14 protein-coding genes are annotated in these 15,354 nt (G+C 71.0%); 2 read left to right on the top strand and 12 right to left on the bottom strand.

The window, feature by feature from the left end; all coding sequences use genetic code 11:
• Nucleotides 1-135: 135 nt before the first annotated feature.
• The 4 genes from tyrS to ACFVY3_RS09185 all read right to left on the bottom strand — a co-directional run bounded on the left by tyrS (nt 136) and on the right by ACFVY3_RS09185 (nt 5,155).
• Nucleotides 136-1,446 carry a tyrosine--tRNA ligase gene (gene tyrS, locus ACFVY3_RS09200; RefSeq protein WP_400159486.1) on the bottom strand — a complete coding sequence of 437 codons (1,311 nt, stop codon included), beginning with the start codon at nt 1,444-1,446 and terminating at the stop codon, nt 136-138.
• 31 nt (nt 1,447-1,477) lie between these two features.
• Nucleotides 1,478-3,706, bottom strand: coding sequence for a HelD family protein (locus ACFVY3_RS09195; RefSeq protein ID WP_400159485.1), 2,229 nt, complete (start codon nt 3,704-3,706; stop codon nt 1,478-1,480).
• A 159-nt stretch (nt 3,707-3,865) separates the two neighbouring features.
• Nucleotides 3,866-4,372, bottom strand: coding sequence for an adenine phosphoribosyltransferase (locus ACFVY3_RS09190; RefSeq protein ID WP_290258570.1), 507 nt, complete (start codon nt 4,370-4,372; stop codon nt 3,866-3,868).
• A 123-nt stretch (nt 4,373-4,495) separates the two neighbouring features.
• Nucleotides 4,496-5,155 carry a DNA-3-methyladenine glycosylase gene (locus ACFVY3_RS09185; protein ID WP_400159484.1) on the bottom strand — a complete coding sequence of 220 codons (660 nt, stop codon included), beginning with the start codon at nt 5,153-5,155 and terminating at the stop codon, nt 4,496-4,498.
• A gap of 130 nt (nt 5,156-5,285) precedes the next feature.
• Between ACFVY3_RS09185 and ACFVY3_RS09180 the strand changes: the two genes are divergently transcribed.
• Together ACFVY3_RS09180 and ACFVY3_RS09175 are read left to right on the top strand one after the other, a co-directional pair.
• Nucleotides 5,286-6,860 (top strand): DNA-3-methyladenine glycosylase 2 family protein, encoded by a 1,575-nt coding sequence (locus tag ACFVY3_RS09180; protein ID WP_400159483.1) that lies wholly within the window; start codon nt 5,286-5,288, stop codon nt 6,858-6,860.
• Entirely contained in the window at nt 6,857-7,366 is a 510-nt protein-coding gene (locus ACFVY3_RS09175; RefSeq protein ID WP_377973449.1) for a methylated-DNA--[protein]-cysteine S-methyltransferase, read from the top strand. Before ACFVY3_RS09180 ends, ACFVY3_RS09175 begins: the two co-directional genes overlap by 4 nt.
• Nucleotides 7,367-7,385: 19 nt before the next feature.
• Here the strand turns inward: ACFVY3_RS09175 and ACFVY3_RS09170 are convergent, their stop codons facing one another.
• From ACFVY3_RS09170 to argB, 8 genes are all read right to left on the bottom strand, one after another.
• Entirely contained in the window at nt 7,386-8,126 is a 741-nt protein-coding gene (locus tag ACFVY3_RS09170; protein WP_400159482.1) for a maleylpyruvate isomerase family mycothiol-dependent enzyme, read from the bottom strand.
• Nucleotides 8,127-8,163: 37 nt separating this feature from the next.
• Complete coding sequence (locus tag ACFVY3_RS09165; protein WP_400159481.1) at nt 8,164-8,724, bottom strand: pyridoxal 5'-phosphate synthase; 561 nt, start codon at nt 8,722-8,724, stop codon at nt 8,164-8,166.
• Nucleotides 8,725-8,865: 141 nt separating this feature from the next.
• The gene (gene argH, locus ACFVY3_RS09160; RefSeq protein ID WP_400159480.1) at nt 8,866-10,293 is read right to left on the bottom strand and encodes an argininosuccinate lyase; all 1,428 of its coding nucleotides are present in this window, start codon (nt 10,291-10,293) and stop codon (nt 8,866-8,868) included.
• Between the two features lie 5 nt (nt 10,294-10,298).
• On the bottom strand, nt 10,299-11,504 hold the full coding sequence (locus tag ACFVY3_RS09155; RefSeq protein WP_290258272.1) for an argininosuccinate synthase: 1,206 nt from the start codon (nt 11,502-11,504) through the stop codon (nt 10,299-10,301).
• Nucleotides 11,505-11,573: 69 nt separating this feature from the next.
• Nucleotides 11,574-12,104 carry an arginine repressor gene (locus ACFVY3_RS09150; protein ID WP_290258273.1) on the bottom strand — a complete coding sequence of 177 codons (531 nt, stop codon included), beginning with the start codon at nt 12,102-12,104 and terminating at the stop codon, nt 11,574-11,576.
• Entirely contained in the window at nt 12,104-13,096 is a 993-nt protein-coding gene (argF, locus tag ACFVY3_RS09145) for an ornithine carbamoyltransferase (RefSeq protein WP_290258571.1), read from the bottom strand. Before argF ends, ACFVY3_RS09150 begins: the two co-directional genes overlap by 1 nt.
• Before the next feature lie 11 nt (nt 13,097-13,107).
• Entirely contained in the window at nt 13,108-14,361 is a 1,254-nt protein-coding gene (locus ACFVY3_RS09140; RefSeq protein WP_290258572.1) for an acetylornithine transaminase, read from the bottom strand.
• A 53-nt stretch (nt 14,362-14,414) separates the two neighbouring features.
• On the bottom strand, nt 14,415-15,350 hold the full coding sequence (gene argB / locus ACFVY3_RS09135) for an acetylglutamate kinase (RefSeq protein WP_400159479.1): 936 nt from the start codon (nt 15,348-15,350) through the stop codon (nt 14,415-14,417).
• Between the last annotated feature and the right edge of the window lie 4 nt (nt 15,351-15,354).

Genomic DNA, 15,354 nt, shown 5'->3' with positions numbered 1-15,354 from the left:
CCGATCGGAGTCAGGCGGGCATTACGGTGGGACATGAGGACCTCTTAGTCGTTGGCTGTGTGTGGTAACCACCAACCTAAGAGGTCCTCACCTATTCACGATGTAACCAACGTCCTGACTCAGTACACCTAGCGGCTAGCGGGAAACCTCCACCGTGGCGAGGTTCTTCTTGCCGCGGCGTAGCAGCAGGTAGCGGCCGTGAAGCAGTTCGGCGTCGGACACCACGGCGTCGGGATCGGTGACCTTGACGTTGTTCACGTAGGCGCCGCCCTCCCCCACGGTGCGCCGGGCCGCCGACTTGCTTTCGGCCAATCCCGTGGCGACCAGCAGGTCGATGATGCCCAGGCCCGACGCCGGCACGGTGGCGGACGGGAGTTCGGCCGTCGCCGCGCGCAGGGTGTCGGCGTCGAGCCCGGCAAGCTCGCCGCCGCCGAAGACGGCGGCGGAGGCGGCGATGACCTTTTCGGTGGCCTCGACGCCGTGCACCAGGGATGTCACCTCGTAGGCGAGCTTCCGCTGGCCCTCCCGGGCGAACGGACGCTCGGCCACGGAAGCCTCCAGCGCCTCGATCTCGGCGCGGCTGAGGAACGTGAAGACCTTGAGCCGTGCGGCGACGTCGGCGTCGGCCGTGTTGAGCCAGAACTGGTAGAAGGCGTACGGGCTGCACATCTCCGCATCCAGCCAGATGGCGTTGCCCTCGCTCTTACCGAATTTGGTGCCGTCGGAGTTGGTGATCAGCGGCGTGCCGAGGGCGTGGACGTGCTTGCCCTCCACCTTGCGGATCAGTTCCGTGCCGCTGGTGAGGTTGCCCCACTGGTCCGAGCCGCCGGTCTGCAGCATGCAGCCGTAGTCGCGGAACAGCTGGAGGTAGTCCATGCCCTGCAGGATCTGGTAGCTGAACTCGGTGTAGCTGATGCCCTCTTCCGAGTTTAGCCGGGTGGCGACGATGTCCTTCTTGATCATCGTGCCGACCCGGAAGTGCTTGCCGATGCCGCGGAGGAAGTCGATCGCGCTCAAGGGCGCGGTCCAGTCGAGGTTGTTCACCATCCGGGCGGCGTTCTCCCCCTCGAAGCTGAGGAAGCGCTGCACCTGACCCTGCAGCCGGCCGACCCATTCGGCGACGGTTTCCGGGGTGTTGAGCACCCGTTCCGCGGTCTGCCTCGGGTCGCCGATCAGGCCGGTGGAGCCGCCCACCAGGCCCAGCGGCTTGTGTCCGGCCAGCTGGAGCCGGCGCATCACCAGCAGCTGGACCAGGTTCCCCAGGTGCAGGCTTGGCGCGGTGGGATCGAAGCCGCAGTAGTACGTAATCGGATCGCCGGCGAGGAGCTTCTCCAGCTCAGTCTCGTCGGTCGAGACGTGGACGAGGCCGCGCCAGGTGAGCTCCTGCCAGATGTTGGCGAAACCCGGGTCGTTCTGCTGGGACTGAAGATCAATTTGCTGGGACACGGAATCAAAGGTAGCAGGGGCGCGCCCCTGCCTACTCCTCGATACCCGCGGGAACCCCGGCGGCGGCGATCAGCCGCAGCCGCTGCGTGGGCCGGGTCATGGCGACGTAGAGGTCCCCCACCCGGCCGTGCTCGTGGTTGAGCATCGCCGAGGGCTCCAGCACCACGACACCGTCGAACTCCAGGCCCTTGGCCTCACGGGGGCTGATCACCACGATGTCCTGCTCGTAGCTGCCCGCCCCGGTGCCGATCCGGCGGCCGTAGACGGACCGGAGCGCCGCCGTCGCCTCACCCAGGAGCGCGCCGTCGGCGATGACCGCCAGCAGGCCGCCCTCGAGGGCGTCGATCTCCTCGGGCAGGACCTCCACCAGCCGCTCCACCACGGAGCCCGGGGCGACCTGGTCGATCACCGGGGCCCAGCGGCCCTCGCGGACGGCCTTGGGCGCGGATACGACCAGACCGGCGGCGTTGGCCATCCGGGCCGCGGCCTCGGCGATCTGGGCCGGGGTGCGGTAGTTGACCGTGAGCTCCTCGAGCTGCCAGCGCTCCCCGAACAGGGGTGCCAGCGCGCTCTGCCAGGACTTGGCCCCGGCGACGGAGCTGGTCTGGGCGATGTCGCCGACGATCGTGAAGGACTTCAGCGGGCAGCGGCGGACCAGCAGCCGCCACTGCATGGGCGAGAGTTCCTGCGCCTCGTCCACCACGATGTGCCCGAATGCCCAGGTGCGGTCGGTGGTGGCGCGCTCGGCCGCGGTGAGCCGGGCCTCGCGTTCCTGGTTCTGGTCGGCCAGCTCCTCGGCGGTGAACAGGGCGTCCACGCCGGCCGCCTCCATGTTGACCAGGGTCTGCTTGGCGTTGGCCAGGTCCCGGGCCCGGTCGTGCTCCTGCTGGGCCAGGCCGCGTCCGGCTGCCGGGTCGAGTTCGCCGAGGAGCTCGGCGGCCTCGTCCAGCAGCGGCACGTCGGCCTCGGTCCAGGGCGCGTCCGCGGGGCGGAGCAGCAGGGCCCGCTCCTCAGCGGTGAGGTTGGGGGCGCAGGCCTCGAGGATGGCGGGCTTGGAGAAGAGTTCGCTGACGAGCTTCTCCGGCGTCATCGGCATCCAGCACAGGTTCAGGGCCACGCGCACGTCGCGGGCGGAGCGGACGTCCTCGGCCAGGTATGAGCGGTCCGCGTTGTTGCCGATGCTGCCGGCTTCGACCAGCTCGGTCATCTGCTCGGTCAGCTCGCGCAGCAGGATTTTGACGAACGTCACGCGCGCCTCGTTGTGCGGCTTGCCGGTGGCGCGGGCCTTGTCCCGGGCGCGGCGGACCTGCCGCGGGGTGAGCACGAGCTTGCGCCCGTCCACCTCGAGGGTGCGGTTGGCGGGGACAATCCGCTGCCGGTTGGCGACCGCGTTCGCGATCACCCCGGCCATGTCCAGGCGGCCCTTGAGCGCGGCGACGTCGGAATCCTCTTCCGCGACGGCGTGGATGCCGGGCATCAGCCGGCCCAGGCTCGCCATCACGACGCCGGTCTCGCCCAGGGAGGGCAGCACGCGTTCGATGTAGTTCATGAACGACGACGACGGGCCGACCAGCAGCACGCCTGCGGTCTTCAGCCGGTCCCGGTGCGTATAGAGCAGGTAGGCGGCGCGGTGGAGGGCGACGGCGGTCTTGCCGGTGCCGGGACCGCCCTGGACCACGAGGGCGCCCGAGATCGAGGAGCGGATGATGCGGTCCTGCTCGGACTGGATGGTGCTGACGATGTCGGACATCCGGCCGGTGCGCTTGGAGTTCAGCGCCGCGAGCAGCGCGCCCTCCCCCTGCAGCGAGTCGTCGTCGGCGAGCATGTCGGCGTCGAGGACGTCATCCTCGATCGCCTTGACCTCCCGGCCCTGCAGGATCAGGTGCCGGCGGCGGCGGACGCCCTGCCGGTCGAACGCGGTGGCCTGGTAGAAGTGGCCGGCCTCGGGGGCACGCCAGTCGACCATCAGCCGCTGCAGGTCCTCGGTGGTCAGGCCGATGCGGCCGATGTATTGCTCCTCGCCGGAGTCGAGGTCGAGGCGGCCGAAGACCAGCCGGTCGTCGACGGCGTCGAGCTGGGCGAGGCGGTCCTCGTACAGGGCGGCGAACGCGTCGCGCTCGGAGACGTTCTGCATGGTGCCGACGGCGCCCGCGCGCCGGACCTGGGCCAGCTGGGCCCGCTTTTCCGCCCGCAGTTCATCCAACCGGGCGTACAGGCCGGCCACGTAGTCGCGCTCGTGGGCCAAATCAGCGTCGTGCATGGAACGTTCCCCTATCGAAAAAGACAGACCAACCATTCTACGGCAATTTCGGCAATCTCTCCCGAAATATGTCGGTTTTCTTCCGGCCGGACTTTGCAGGCATTCTACCGACGCGGCCGCGCCCGTCCAGTGACCCGGGCGGCTCCCCCTGCGGCGTGGCTAGAGCCGCAGCAGGGAGTGGATCTGCTGCTGTCCCAGCGCGGCCCGGCCGGCCAGGTCCTCGAGCTCCATCACGACGCCGACGCCGGCGACGGTGATGCCGCAGCGTTCGAACAGCCGCGCCGCGGCGCCAAGGGTCCCCCCGGTGGCCAGCACGTCATCGAGGATGAGGACGCGGCTGCCCGGTGCAAGGTCGGTGGTGTGCAGTTCGAGGGTGGCGGTGCCGTATTCCAGCGCGTAGTCCTCCGACACCACGGCGCGGGGCAGTTTCCCGGCCTTGCGGACGGTGATGACGCCGGTGTCGGTGGCGTACGCGGCGGCGGCGGCCAGCAGGAATCCGCGGGCTTCGACCCCGGCGACGGCGTCGAAGGTGCCGAGGAAGGGCCGGACCAGGGCGTCGACGACGGCCTTGAACGCGGCGGGGTCGGCGAAGACGGGGGTCAGGTCCTTGAAGGTGATGCCGGGCTTGGGATAGTCCGGCACGGTGGCGCAGAGGCTGTCGATCAGGTGCTCGACGGCGGGGCCGGTCTCGGTCGTGCCGTCGACGGCGGGGCCGGTCTCGGTGGTGCCGGTTGCGCTGGCGCCGGTGGACGTACTGGTGTGCTGCTCGGTGGAATTCACCGAATAATTCTACCGGCCGGTAGCCGCGCCGCGGGGCCGGGGTTTCGCGGCCTTGTAGCGGGAGACGGTCGGGTCCCCGCTGAGCCAGAACCGCCACGGATAGTCGGTGGTGCCGCCCGCCCCGGAGACGCCGACGCGCGGCCCGGAGCTGATGCCCGCGGCCGGACCGGCGGGCAGTTCGAGCCGGAAGGGCTCGGCCAGCGCGTCCCGGCCGCTGTCCGCCGTCGTCAGTCCCAGCGCCGTGGCGAGCCGGGCGGGTCCGCTGGCCAGGTCCGCGGGGCTCTTCGACGTCGGCCGCCGCGAGCGGGCCAACTCCTCCCCCGCGACCACCTCGCCGGCGCGCAGCAGCAGGGCGGACGCCGTGCCCTCGGGGCCGCAGACGATGTTCGTGCAGTGGTGCATGCCGTAGGTGAAGTAGACGTAGAGGTGACCGGCCGGGCCGAACATCGGGGCGTTGCGCCGGGTCTGTCCCCGGAACGTGTGCGAACCCGGGTCCGGGTGCAGTGAGTCCTCCGGGCCGAGGTAGGCCTCCACCTCAGTGATCCGAACGGCCACGTGCCCGGCATGGCTCTCGTGGGTCAGGACGGCGCCGAGCAGCAGCGGCGCGACGGTCCGGGCGTCCCCGGACAACAGGGCGCGCACGGCCGCGGGCGTCAGCGAGGAGTCCATGCTCAGACCGTAGCAAACACGTCCCCGGGCCGGGTCTGCCGGACGGCCCCGGCCGGACACTGCCGGGAGGCCTCACGCCCGTGTCCGATTTCCGCTAGCTTGGCCGTCCGGCGGCTGGCAGGATGGAGGAATGGATTTTTGGCAGCGCTACAGGGCGATCGACGCGCGGGACACCCGGTTCGACGGGCAGTTCTACACGGCGGTCCGCACCACGGGCATCTACTGCCGTCCATCGTGCCCTGCCCGGACGCCCAAGGCTGGCAACGTCACCTTCTACGAGACGTCCGCGGCCGCCCACGAGGCGGGCTACCGCGCCTGCAAGCGCTGCCTGCCCGAGGCGGTCCCGGGCACCCCGGCCTGGAACGTGCGCACCGACGTCGCCGCCCGCGCGATGCGGCTGATCAACGACGGCGTGATCGACCGGGACGGCGTCGAGGGCCTCGCCGCCCGGCTGGGCTACTCGGCCCGGCAGCTGAACCGGATCCTCAGCCACGAACTCGGCGCCGGCCCGCTGGCCCTGGCCCGGGCCAGCCGCGCGCAGACGGCCAGGACGCTGCTGGTCTCGACGCCGATGAAGGCCACCGACGTCGCGTTCGCCGCCGGTTTCAGCAGCGTCCGGCAGTTCAACGACACCATCGCGGAGGTGTTCGCCATGACGCCGTCCGCGCTGCGCGCCACCGCCCGCCACCACGGCCCTGCCCGCCCGGCACCGGGCTCGACGGCCCTGACCCTGAGCCTGCCGTACCGGGCGCCTTTCGACCCCGGGGTCTTCGGTTTCCTGGCCGTCCGCGCCCTGCCTGGGATCGAGGAGGGCACGGACCGGTCCTATGCCCGGACCCTGCGGCTGGCCCACGGGGATGCCCGGTTCCGGGTGGAGTACGCCGCGGAGGAGCGGGGCCGGCCGCTCCGGCTCACCATCGGGGCGGTAGACCTGCGGGACCTGCCGGCCCTGCTCAGCCGGGTCCGCCGGCTGCTGGATCTCGACGCGGACCCGTCCGCGATCGACTCCGCCCTGGGGGCGGACCCCCGGCTGCGGGGCTCGGTGGCCGAGGCGCCGGGGATGCGGATGCCGGGCGCGATCGATCCGCAGGAACTGCTGGTCCGCGCCATGATCGGCCAGCAGATCACCGTCGCGGCGGCCCGCACCGCCCTGGCGCAGCTGTCCGCCTGCGGGCAGGACAGCACAGTCCCCGGGGACGGGCTGGACCGAATGTTTCCCACCGCGGCGGAGATCGCCGGGGGCGGCTGGGAGCTGCTGCGCGGACCACGGCGGCGGATCGACTCGATTCTCGGGGCCGCCGCGGCCATGGCGGACGGCAGCCTGGACTTCGGCTACGGCGACAACCCGGAGAGCCTGCGCTCGAAGCTCCTGCCGCTGGCCGGCGTCGGCCCTTGGACGGTGGGGTACGTGTCCATGCGCGTGCTCGGCGCCCCGGACGTTTTCCTGGCCAACGACGCCGCCGTCCGCAACGGCGTCCGGTCGCTCGCCGCGGCCGCCGGTTCCGTGGCAGGGTCCTCGCCCGACCCCGGCACCGGCACCGGCTCCGGCTCCGGCTCCGTCCCGGGCTCCCCCACCCTGTCCCCCGATTTCAGCGAGGTCAGCCCGTGGCGTTCCTACGCCACCATGCACCTCTGGCGCGCGGCGGCAGCGGCGCAGGCCGCAGCTCGAACCTCCACCAAGCCACGAAAGAAAGCAACGACATGACGGCCCAGCTCCTGACCCTGTCCACCCCGGACGGTCCCTTCACCATCATCGCCCGCGACGGCGCCGTCCTGGCCTCGGGCTGGACGGCGGAAGCGGGCGCCCTGACCGGCCAGATCCACCCGACGCTGCGGCCCACCGAATACCAGGATGTGTCCGGCCTGGGCGCGATCTCGGCGGCGGTCGAGGAGTTCTACGCCGGCAGCCCGGAGGCTGCCATGGCGGTGCCGGTGCTGCAGAAATCGGGCCCGTTCCGCGCCCACGCCTGGGACATGCTCCGCACCGTCGCCGCCGGACACCCGGTGACCTATACCGAGTACGCGGAACTCGCTGGCAACGCCAAGGCGGTCCGGGCCGCGGCCAGCGCCTGCGCGTTCAATGCCGCCGCGCTCTTCGTCCCCTGCCACCGGGTCATCCGCACCGACGGGACCCTGGGGGGCTTCCGCTGGGGCCTGCCCGTCAAGGAAAGCCTGCTGGCACGCGAGGCCGGGCAGGCGCCCCGGGGTTAGGTGCCCCGTACCCTGCCTGCTACTTAGTGACGGGGACTCCCGCCGGCCAGGGCAGCAGGGCCGGAAGGTCGACGCCGTCGGCCGCCGCGGTGGCGCGCAGGCTGCCCAGGGTGGGGGTTCGCCCGGCCAGCCAGGCCGCGATGTCGGTCAGCATCCCGTTGATGGCGGTGGAGCGGCCGCCCGGCGCGCCGATGGCGACGGAGGGCAGGCCGAGCGGCTGCAGCACGAACCGCTGCCCCTCGGGCACCCGCGCGGTCAGGAAGTCGAAGAGGTGCTCGCAGAACGGCCGGCTCCAGGTCTCCGGGCCGCGGCCCGTCCCAAGGTCCGTGGCGTGGATGGTCAGCTCGCGCCAGAGCGCCAGGCCGCCGTCGAGGACGACGCCGTCCCGGAACGTGATGGGCGCCCGCCAGCCCGCCTCGTCGAGAGAACCGAAGGCGGCCAGCGCCCGGTCGATGGCCGCGCCAACGGCGGCGCGGTGCTGGTCCGCGCCGTGGCCGGCGGCCAGTTCAATGGCCCGGTTGCGGCCTTCGAAGCCGCCGTCGTAAAGCTCGACGCGTTCCCCGCGGGTGGCGTGCTCCACCTGGCGGGCCATGGCGTTGGCGATCCCGGTGATGTGGGCCAGGACGTGGCCGCGGGTCCAGCCGGGCAGTTCCGACGGCGCGGCCACCGCGGCGTCGTCCAGGCCGGCGGCGATTCCGGTCACGACGTCGGCGGCGCGGCGGAGTTCTGCCAGAAGGTTTTCGGGGGTGATGGAAGTCATGGCGCCCATCCTAACGGAGCACTTTGATTAATCCGGATTAACCGGTGTCCTGCGTCGGGGACGGGATTCGCGCCGGTTGGAACGGGCCGTAGCGGTGCCGGATGTGCCGCCGGTCGTGGCGGGCCTGCCAGAATTCGAGCTCCCTGGGCCGTAGCGCGTACAGCTGCCAGGCAGGGTTGGTGCTGCCGTCGGCTCCGGGCCGGGCGTCCCAGTCGGCGGCGGAGGCCTCGGCGGAGAGTTCCAGGACCTCGCCGGCGACGCGGACCTGGCGTCCCAGCGGCTGCCAGAAGAAGTTGAGCGCGGCGTTGGGGTTTTCGGCCAGTTCCCGGCCCTTGCGGGACTCACGGGAGGTGGCGAAGTGCCAGCCGGCGTCGTCGATGTCCTTGAGGATCAGCATCCTGGCCGAGGGGCGGCCCTGCGCGTCGGCGGTGGCCAGGCTGCAGGCGTTGGGCTGCGGCACCCCGGCGGCCAGGGCCTCGTCGAACCACTGCCGGAACAGCTGCTCCGGGTCCTCCGGGGCCAGCTCCGGATCGAAGTCGGGAAGCTCGGCCGGGAAGTCTGGCAGGGCGCGCAGCATGCGCCGGAAGGATTCGCTCATTCCGCCATGCTAGAGCGGGAAGCTCCGGCGGCCAACGCAGAACGCTCCCTCACCTTTGGCAGGAAATCCACCGACGCTCCTGCAACGGGTGCAGGAGCGTCGGTGGAAACGCTGCCAGAAGTGAGGGAGCGTCCGGAGGAGCTAGCCGGCGTAGGCGCGCACGCCTTCCAGCTCGGCCTCGAGCGCCTGCAGCTGGCGTTCGACGGCGGCCGGGGCGGTGCCGCCCTGGGAGTTGCGGCTGTTCAGCGACCCCTCCGTGGACAGGACCGTGCGGACCTCCGGCGTGAGGTGCTCCGAGATGGCCGCGTATTCCTCGTCGGTCAGGTCCCAGAGTTCGACGCCGCGGCTTTCGGCCTGCTTGACTGCGGCACCGGAGAGTTCGTGCGCCTCGCGGAACGGCACGCCCTGGCGGACCAGCCATTCGGCGATGTCCGTGGCCAGCGCGAAGCCCTGGGGTGCCAGGGACTCCATCCGCTCGGTGTTGAACGTCAGGGTCGCGATCATGCCGGAGACGGCCGGGAGCAGCAGCTCCAGGGTGTCGGCGGCGTCGAAGACCGGTTCCTTGTCCTCCTGCAGGTCCCGGTTGTACGCCAGCGGCAGGCCCTTAAGGATGGCCAGCAGCCCGGTCAGGTCGCCGATCAGGCGGCCGGCCTTGCCGCGGGCCAGTTCGGCCACGTCCGGGTTCTTCTTCTGCGGCATGATCGAGGAGCCGGTGGAGTAGGAATCATCCAGGGTCACGAAGGAGAACTCCTTGGTGGCCCAGAGGATCACTTCCTCCGAGACCCGGGACAGGTCCACCCCGATCATGGCGGAGACCCAGGCGAACTCGGCGAAAACGTCGCGCGCTGCGGTGCCATCGATCGAGTTGTGCGCCGCGGAGAAGAAGCCCAGGTCCGCGGCGACGGCCTCAGGATCCAGGCCCAGCGAGGACCCGGCCAAGGCGCCGGAGCCGTAGGGCGACACGCCGGCGCGTTTGTCCCAGTCGGCGAGCCGCTGCACGTCGCGCAGCAGCGCCCAGGCGTGGGCCAGCAGGTGGTGGCTGAGCAGCACCGGCTGGGCGTGCTGGAGGTGCGTCCGTCCCGGCATCGCCACGCCGTGGTGGGCCTTGGCCTGGTCCACCAGCGCGTCGATCGTGGCGAGCACGCCGTGGGCGATGATCCGGGCGTGGTCGCGCAGGAACATCCGGCCCAGGGTGGCCACCTGGTCGTTGCGGGACCGGCCGGCGCGAAGCTTGCCGCCCAGCTGGGGCCCGGCCCGCTCGATCAGGCCGCGTTCGAGCGAACCGTGCACGTCCTCGTCGGATTCGGCCGGGGTGTACGCGCCGGAGGCGACGTCCGCGTCCAGCCGGTCCAGGGCGTCCAGCATGCCGGCCAGCTCGCCGTCGTCGAGCAGCCCGGCCTTGTGCAGCACGCGGGCGTGCGCCTTGGACCCGGCGATGTCGTAGCGGGCCAGCCGCCAGTCGAAGTGCGTGGACTTGCTCAGCGCGGCGAGGGCGTCCGCGGGGCCGCCGGCGAACCGGCCGCCCCACAGCGCGCCGGTGTTCGTGGCTTCCGACTTTTGCTCAGCCACAGGGGCTACTTTCCGGCGACGCGGATGTCGCGGCCGGAGGCGACCTTGGCGGACATGCCCCACAGCTCGATGAAGCCGCGCGCCATGGACTGGTCGAAGGTGTCGCCGGTGTCGTAGGTGGCGAGGTCGAAGTCGTACAGCGAGGTGTCCGAGCGGCGGCCGGTGACGACGGCCTGGCCGCCGTGCAGGGTCATGCGGATGTCGCCGGAGACGTACTTCTGGGTGTCCTCGATGAAGGCGTCCAGGGAGCGCTTGAGCGGGGAGAACCACTGGCCGTCGTAGACCAGCTCGGACCAGCGCTGGCCGACAGTGGCCTTGAAGCGGGCCTGCTCGCGCTCGATCGTGACGTCCTCGAGGTGCTTGTGCGCGGTGATCAGCGCCATGGCGCCGGGGGCCTCGTAGATTTCGCGGGACTTGATGCCGACGAGGCGGTCCTCGACGACGTCGATGCGGCCCACGCCCTGGGCGCCGGCGCGGCGGTTCAGTTCCTGGATGGCCTGCAGCGGGGTGACCTTGACGCCGTCGATCGCGACCGGGATGCCGGCTTCGAAGGAGATGATGACCTCATCCGGGGCCGGGGGGAACTCCGGGGTGGCGGTGTAGTCGTAGATGTCCTTGGTGGGACCGTTCCAGATGTCCTCGAGGTAGCCGGTCTCGACGGCGCGGCCCCAGACGTTCTGGTCGATCGAGTACGGGTTCTTCTTGGTGGTCTCGATCGGCAGGCCCTTTTCCTCGGCGAAGGCGATGGCCTTGTCGCGGGTGAGCGCCAGGTCGCGGACCGGGGCGATGCACTTCAGGTCGGGGCCGAGGGTCTGGATGCCGACCTCGAAGCGGACCTGGTCGTTGCCCTTGCCGGTGCAGCCGTGGGCCACCGTGGTGGCGCCGAATTCGCGGGCGGCCTTAACCAGGTGCTTGACGATCACCGGGCGGGAGATCGCGGAGACCAGCGGGTAGTGGCCCTGGTACAGGGCGTTGGCCTTGAGGGTGGGCATGCAGTATTCGTTGGCGAACTCGTCGGAGGCGTCGGCCACGTAGGCCTCGACGGCGCCGCAGCCGAGGGCGCGCTGGCGAATGGTCTCCAGCGACTCGCCGCCCTGTCCGACGTCGACCGCCACGGCGATGACCTCGGCGCCGGTCGCTTCACCGATCCAGCCGATGGCCACGGAAGTATCGAGGCCACCGGAGTAGGCCAGCACAATACGCTCAGTCACTTCAAATGCTCCTTATGTTGGGGAATTCTGTTGGGTCGTTGGTACAAGTGTGCGCCACGGACGGCCGGTCTATTGGCCGGTTTCGTCGGCCATGGCGAGGAAGCGGGCGGCGACGTCGGCCCCGCCGGCCGGGTCGCGGGTGACCAGCAGGACGGTGTCGTCCCCGGCGATGGTGCCCAGGATGGACGGCATCACCGAGTGGTCGATCGCCAGGGCCAGGAAGTTCGCCGCGCCCGGCGGGGTCCGGAGCACCACGAGGTTTCCGGAGGCCTCGGCGGTGACCAGCAGTTCGCCGCAGAGCCGGGCGAGGCGCGCGTCCAGGATTTCCTGGGTAACGCCGCTCTTGGCTCCGCGTTCGCCGCCCTCGCCGGGGACCGCGTAGACCAGGACACCTTCCTTGCCGCGGACCCGGACGGCGCCGAGTTCCACCAGGTCCCGGGACAGGGTGGCCTGGGTGACCTGCACGCCGTCGTCCGCCAGCAGGGCCGCCAGCTCGGCCTGGGAGCGGACGGATTCGCCGGTCAGGATCGCGGCGATCCGGGCCTGGCGGGCCGTCTTGGTGGCCGGGCTGGCGCCCTGCGCGGCGGGCTGGACGGACATCAGTCCGCCCCGTCGACCGGTGCCAGGCCCTCGACGACGGCGAGGCCGGAACGGTGCATCAGCCAGGCCATCAGGGCCTTCTGCGCATGCAGCCGGTTTTCGGCCTCGTCCCAGACCACGGACTGCGGGCCGTCGATCACGCCGGCGGAGATCTCGTAGCCGCGGTAGGCGGGCAGGCAGTGCAGCACGACGGCGTCGGGCGCGGCGAGGGTCATGGCGTCCTCGTCGACGGAGTAGTCCCGGAACAGCTGCATCCGGGCTTCCTTCTCGTCCTCCTGGCCCATGGAGACCCAGGTGTCGGTGGCGACGACGTCGGCGCCGCGCAGGGCCTCGGCGGCGTCGGCCGTGATGAGAACGGAGCCGCCGGTCCCGGCGGCGCGCTCCTCGGCGGCGGCGACGATCTCCGGCGCCGGCAGGTAGCCCTCCGGGCCGCTGATCCGAACGTGCATGCCGGCGGTGACGCCGGCCAGCAGGTAGGAGTTGGCCATGTTGTTGGCCGCGTCGCCGAGGTAGCTCATGGTCAGGCCGGCGAGGGAGCCCTTGTGCTCCTTGATGGTCAGCAGGTCGGCCAGGAGCTGGCACGGGTGGTAGTCATCGCACAGGGCGTTGATGACGGGGACGGCGGAGTTCGCGGCCATGGCGACCAGTCCCTGGTGCGCTCCGGTGCGCCATACGATCGTGGAGACCATGCGTTCGAGGACCTTTGCGGTGTCCTCGACGGATTCCTTGTGGCCGATCTGGGCCTCGCCGGGGTTGATGATCAGCGCGTTGCCGCCCATGTCCGCGACGCCGGTGGCGAAGGAAACCCGGGTACGGGTGGAGGTCTTGTCGAAGATGACGGCGACGGTCTTCCGGCCGCTGGCCTCGGCGGCGTAGGGCTGCACGCTGTACGGGGCGGCCTTCATCCGGACGGCCAGGTCCAGCACCTCGGCCTGCTCGGCCGGGGTCAGGTCCGTGTCCTTGAGGAAGTGGCGGGTCTTCGGCTTTGACATGGCAGTCGCAGTCACTGGGCGTCCTTTGCGGTCTGGAGGAGGGCCGGCAGTGCGGCCAGGAAGCTGTCCGCCTGCGCCTCGGTGAGGATCAGCGGCGGGGCCAGGCGGATGGTGTGCGGGCCGGGGCTGTTGATGATGAACCCGGCGTCCAGGGCGGCGGCGACGACGGCGGGGGCGACGTCGGCGTCGAGGTCGAAGCCGATGAGCAGCCCTTCGCCGCGGACCTCGATGACGCCGTCGATCCCGGCGAGGCCGGCGCGCAGGCGTTCCCCCACCTCCCGGACGTGGGCGAGCACCTGCTGGTTCTCCAGCACGTGCAGGGTGGCCAGGGCGGCAGCGGTGGCTACGGGGTTGCCGCCAAAGGTGGTGCCGTGTTGGCCGGCGGTGAGCAGCGCGGAGACCTCCGGGCCGTAGGTGATGAGGGCCCCGATCGGGAAGCCGCCGCCGAGTCCCTTGGCGAGGGTCACGGCGTCGGGCACGATCCCGGCGTCCTCGCTGGCCAGCCACTTCCCGGTCCGGCCGATGCCGGTCTGGACCTCGTCCAGGATCAGCAGCGCGCCGGCGGCGCTGGTGGCCTCGCGGGCGGCCTTGAGGTAGCCGGCGGGCAGGGGCCGGACGCCGGCCTCACCCTGGATGGGTTCGAGGATGACGGCGGCCGTGGTCTCGTCGATCTCGGCCAGCAGGGCGTCGATGTCGCCGAACGGGACGTGGACGACGCCGCCGGGCAGGGGCGCGAAGGGGGCCCGGTAGGCCTCCTTGTAGGTCAGCGCCAGCGCGCCCATGGTCCGGCCGTGGAAGGCGCCCTCCAGCGCGATGATCTTGGTGCGCGGGGCCTCGCCGCTGTCCGGACCGGCGCCCGTGTTGCGGCGGGCGAGCTTGAACGCGGCCTCGACTGCCTCGGTGCCGGAGTTCGCGAAGAAGACCTTGGACCCGGCGGGGGCCTTGGCGATCTCCAGCAGCTTCTCGGCCAGGGCCACCTGGGTGGGGCTGGTGAAGAAATTGGAGACATGGCCCAGGGTGGAGAGCTGGCTGGAAATCACCGAGGTGACGAAGGGGTGGGCGTGGCCGAGGGCGTTGACGGCGATGCCGCCGAGCAGGTCCAGGTATTCCTTGCCATCGGCGTCCCAGACCAGGCAACCCGCGCCGCGCACCAGCACCCGCTGGGGCGCCCCGAAGACGCCCAGCAGCGAGGACGAGTAGCGGGAAAGCCAGTCTGCTCCATTGCTGCTCGGAACGATGGTGGTTGCGGCGGCCTCCGCAGCGATGGGGCCCCCATCGCTGCTGCGGCCTTCAGCCGAATGGCTCAGTTCGGTGCTGCTCACTTTGCGTTCACTTCCTCATCGGGGACGACCTGGGTGCCGATGCCGGCGGTCGTAAAGGTTTCCAGGAGCATCGAGTGGGCCAGACGGCCGTCGACGATGTGGGCGCGTTCGACGCCGTCGTCGACCGCCTTCAGGCAGGCCGCCATCTTCGGTATCATGCCGGACTCAAGGCGCGGCAGCATCCCGCGCAGCTCGGAGGCGGTCAGCGAGGAGATCAGCGATGACTTGTCCGGCCAGTTTGCGTAGAGGCCCTCGACGTCGGTCAGGATGACCAGCTTGGAGGCGCCCAGGGCGGAGGCGACGGCCGCGGCCGCGGTGTCCGCGTTGACGTTCAGGACCTGCCCGGTGGTGGAGCCGTCCTCCTCGATTTCGGGGGCAACGGTGGAGATCACGGGAATCCGGCCCGCGGCGATGATGTCCAGGATGCCCTCGGGGTTCACGCCGACGACCTCGCCCACGAGGCCCAGGTCCACGTCCTCGCCGTCGACCACGGTGCCGGTCCGGACGGCCTGCAGCAGGCCGCCGTCCTCGCCGGACATGCCGACGGCGTAGGGGCCGTGGGAGTTGATCAGGCCCACCAGTTCCCGGCCCACCTGGCCGGTGAGGACCATCCGGACCACGTCCATGGCCTCGGGCGTGGTGACGCGCAGCCCGCCCTTGAACTCGGATTCGATACCGAGCCGGCCGAGCATGGCGTTGATCTGCGGGCCCCCGCCGTGCACCACCACGGGGTGGATGCCGACGTGGTGCAGGAAGACCACGTCCTCGGCGAAGGCGCGGCGCAGCTCGTCGTTGACCATAGCGTTGCCGCCGTATTTGATCACCATGGTGGTGCCGGCGAAGCGCTGGATCCAGGGCAGCGCCTCGATCAGCGTGCCCGCCTTGTCCTGCGCGTCCGCCATGGAGGTGGTCTCGCGGGCTTCGGTGCTCATGGTC

Origin of the sequence: Arthrobacter sp. BPSS-3 (assembly GCF_044628475.1) — a bacterium.
In the GTDB taxonomy this organism is placed as follows: domain Bacteria; phylum Actinomycetota; class Actinomycetes; order Actinomycetales; family Micrococcaceae; genus Arthrobacter.
Note: the sequence above shows the minus strand (reverse complement) of the source record. Positions and strands in the feature narration are given on the sequence as shown.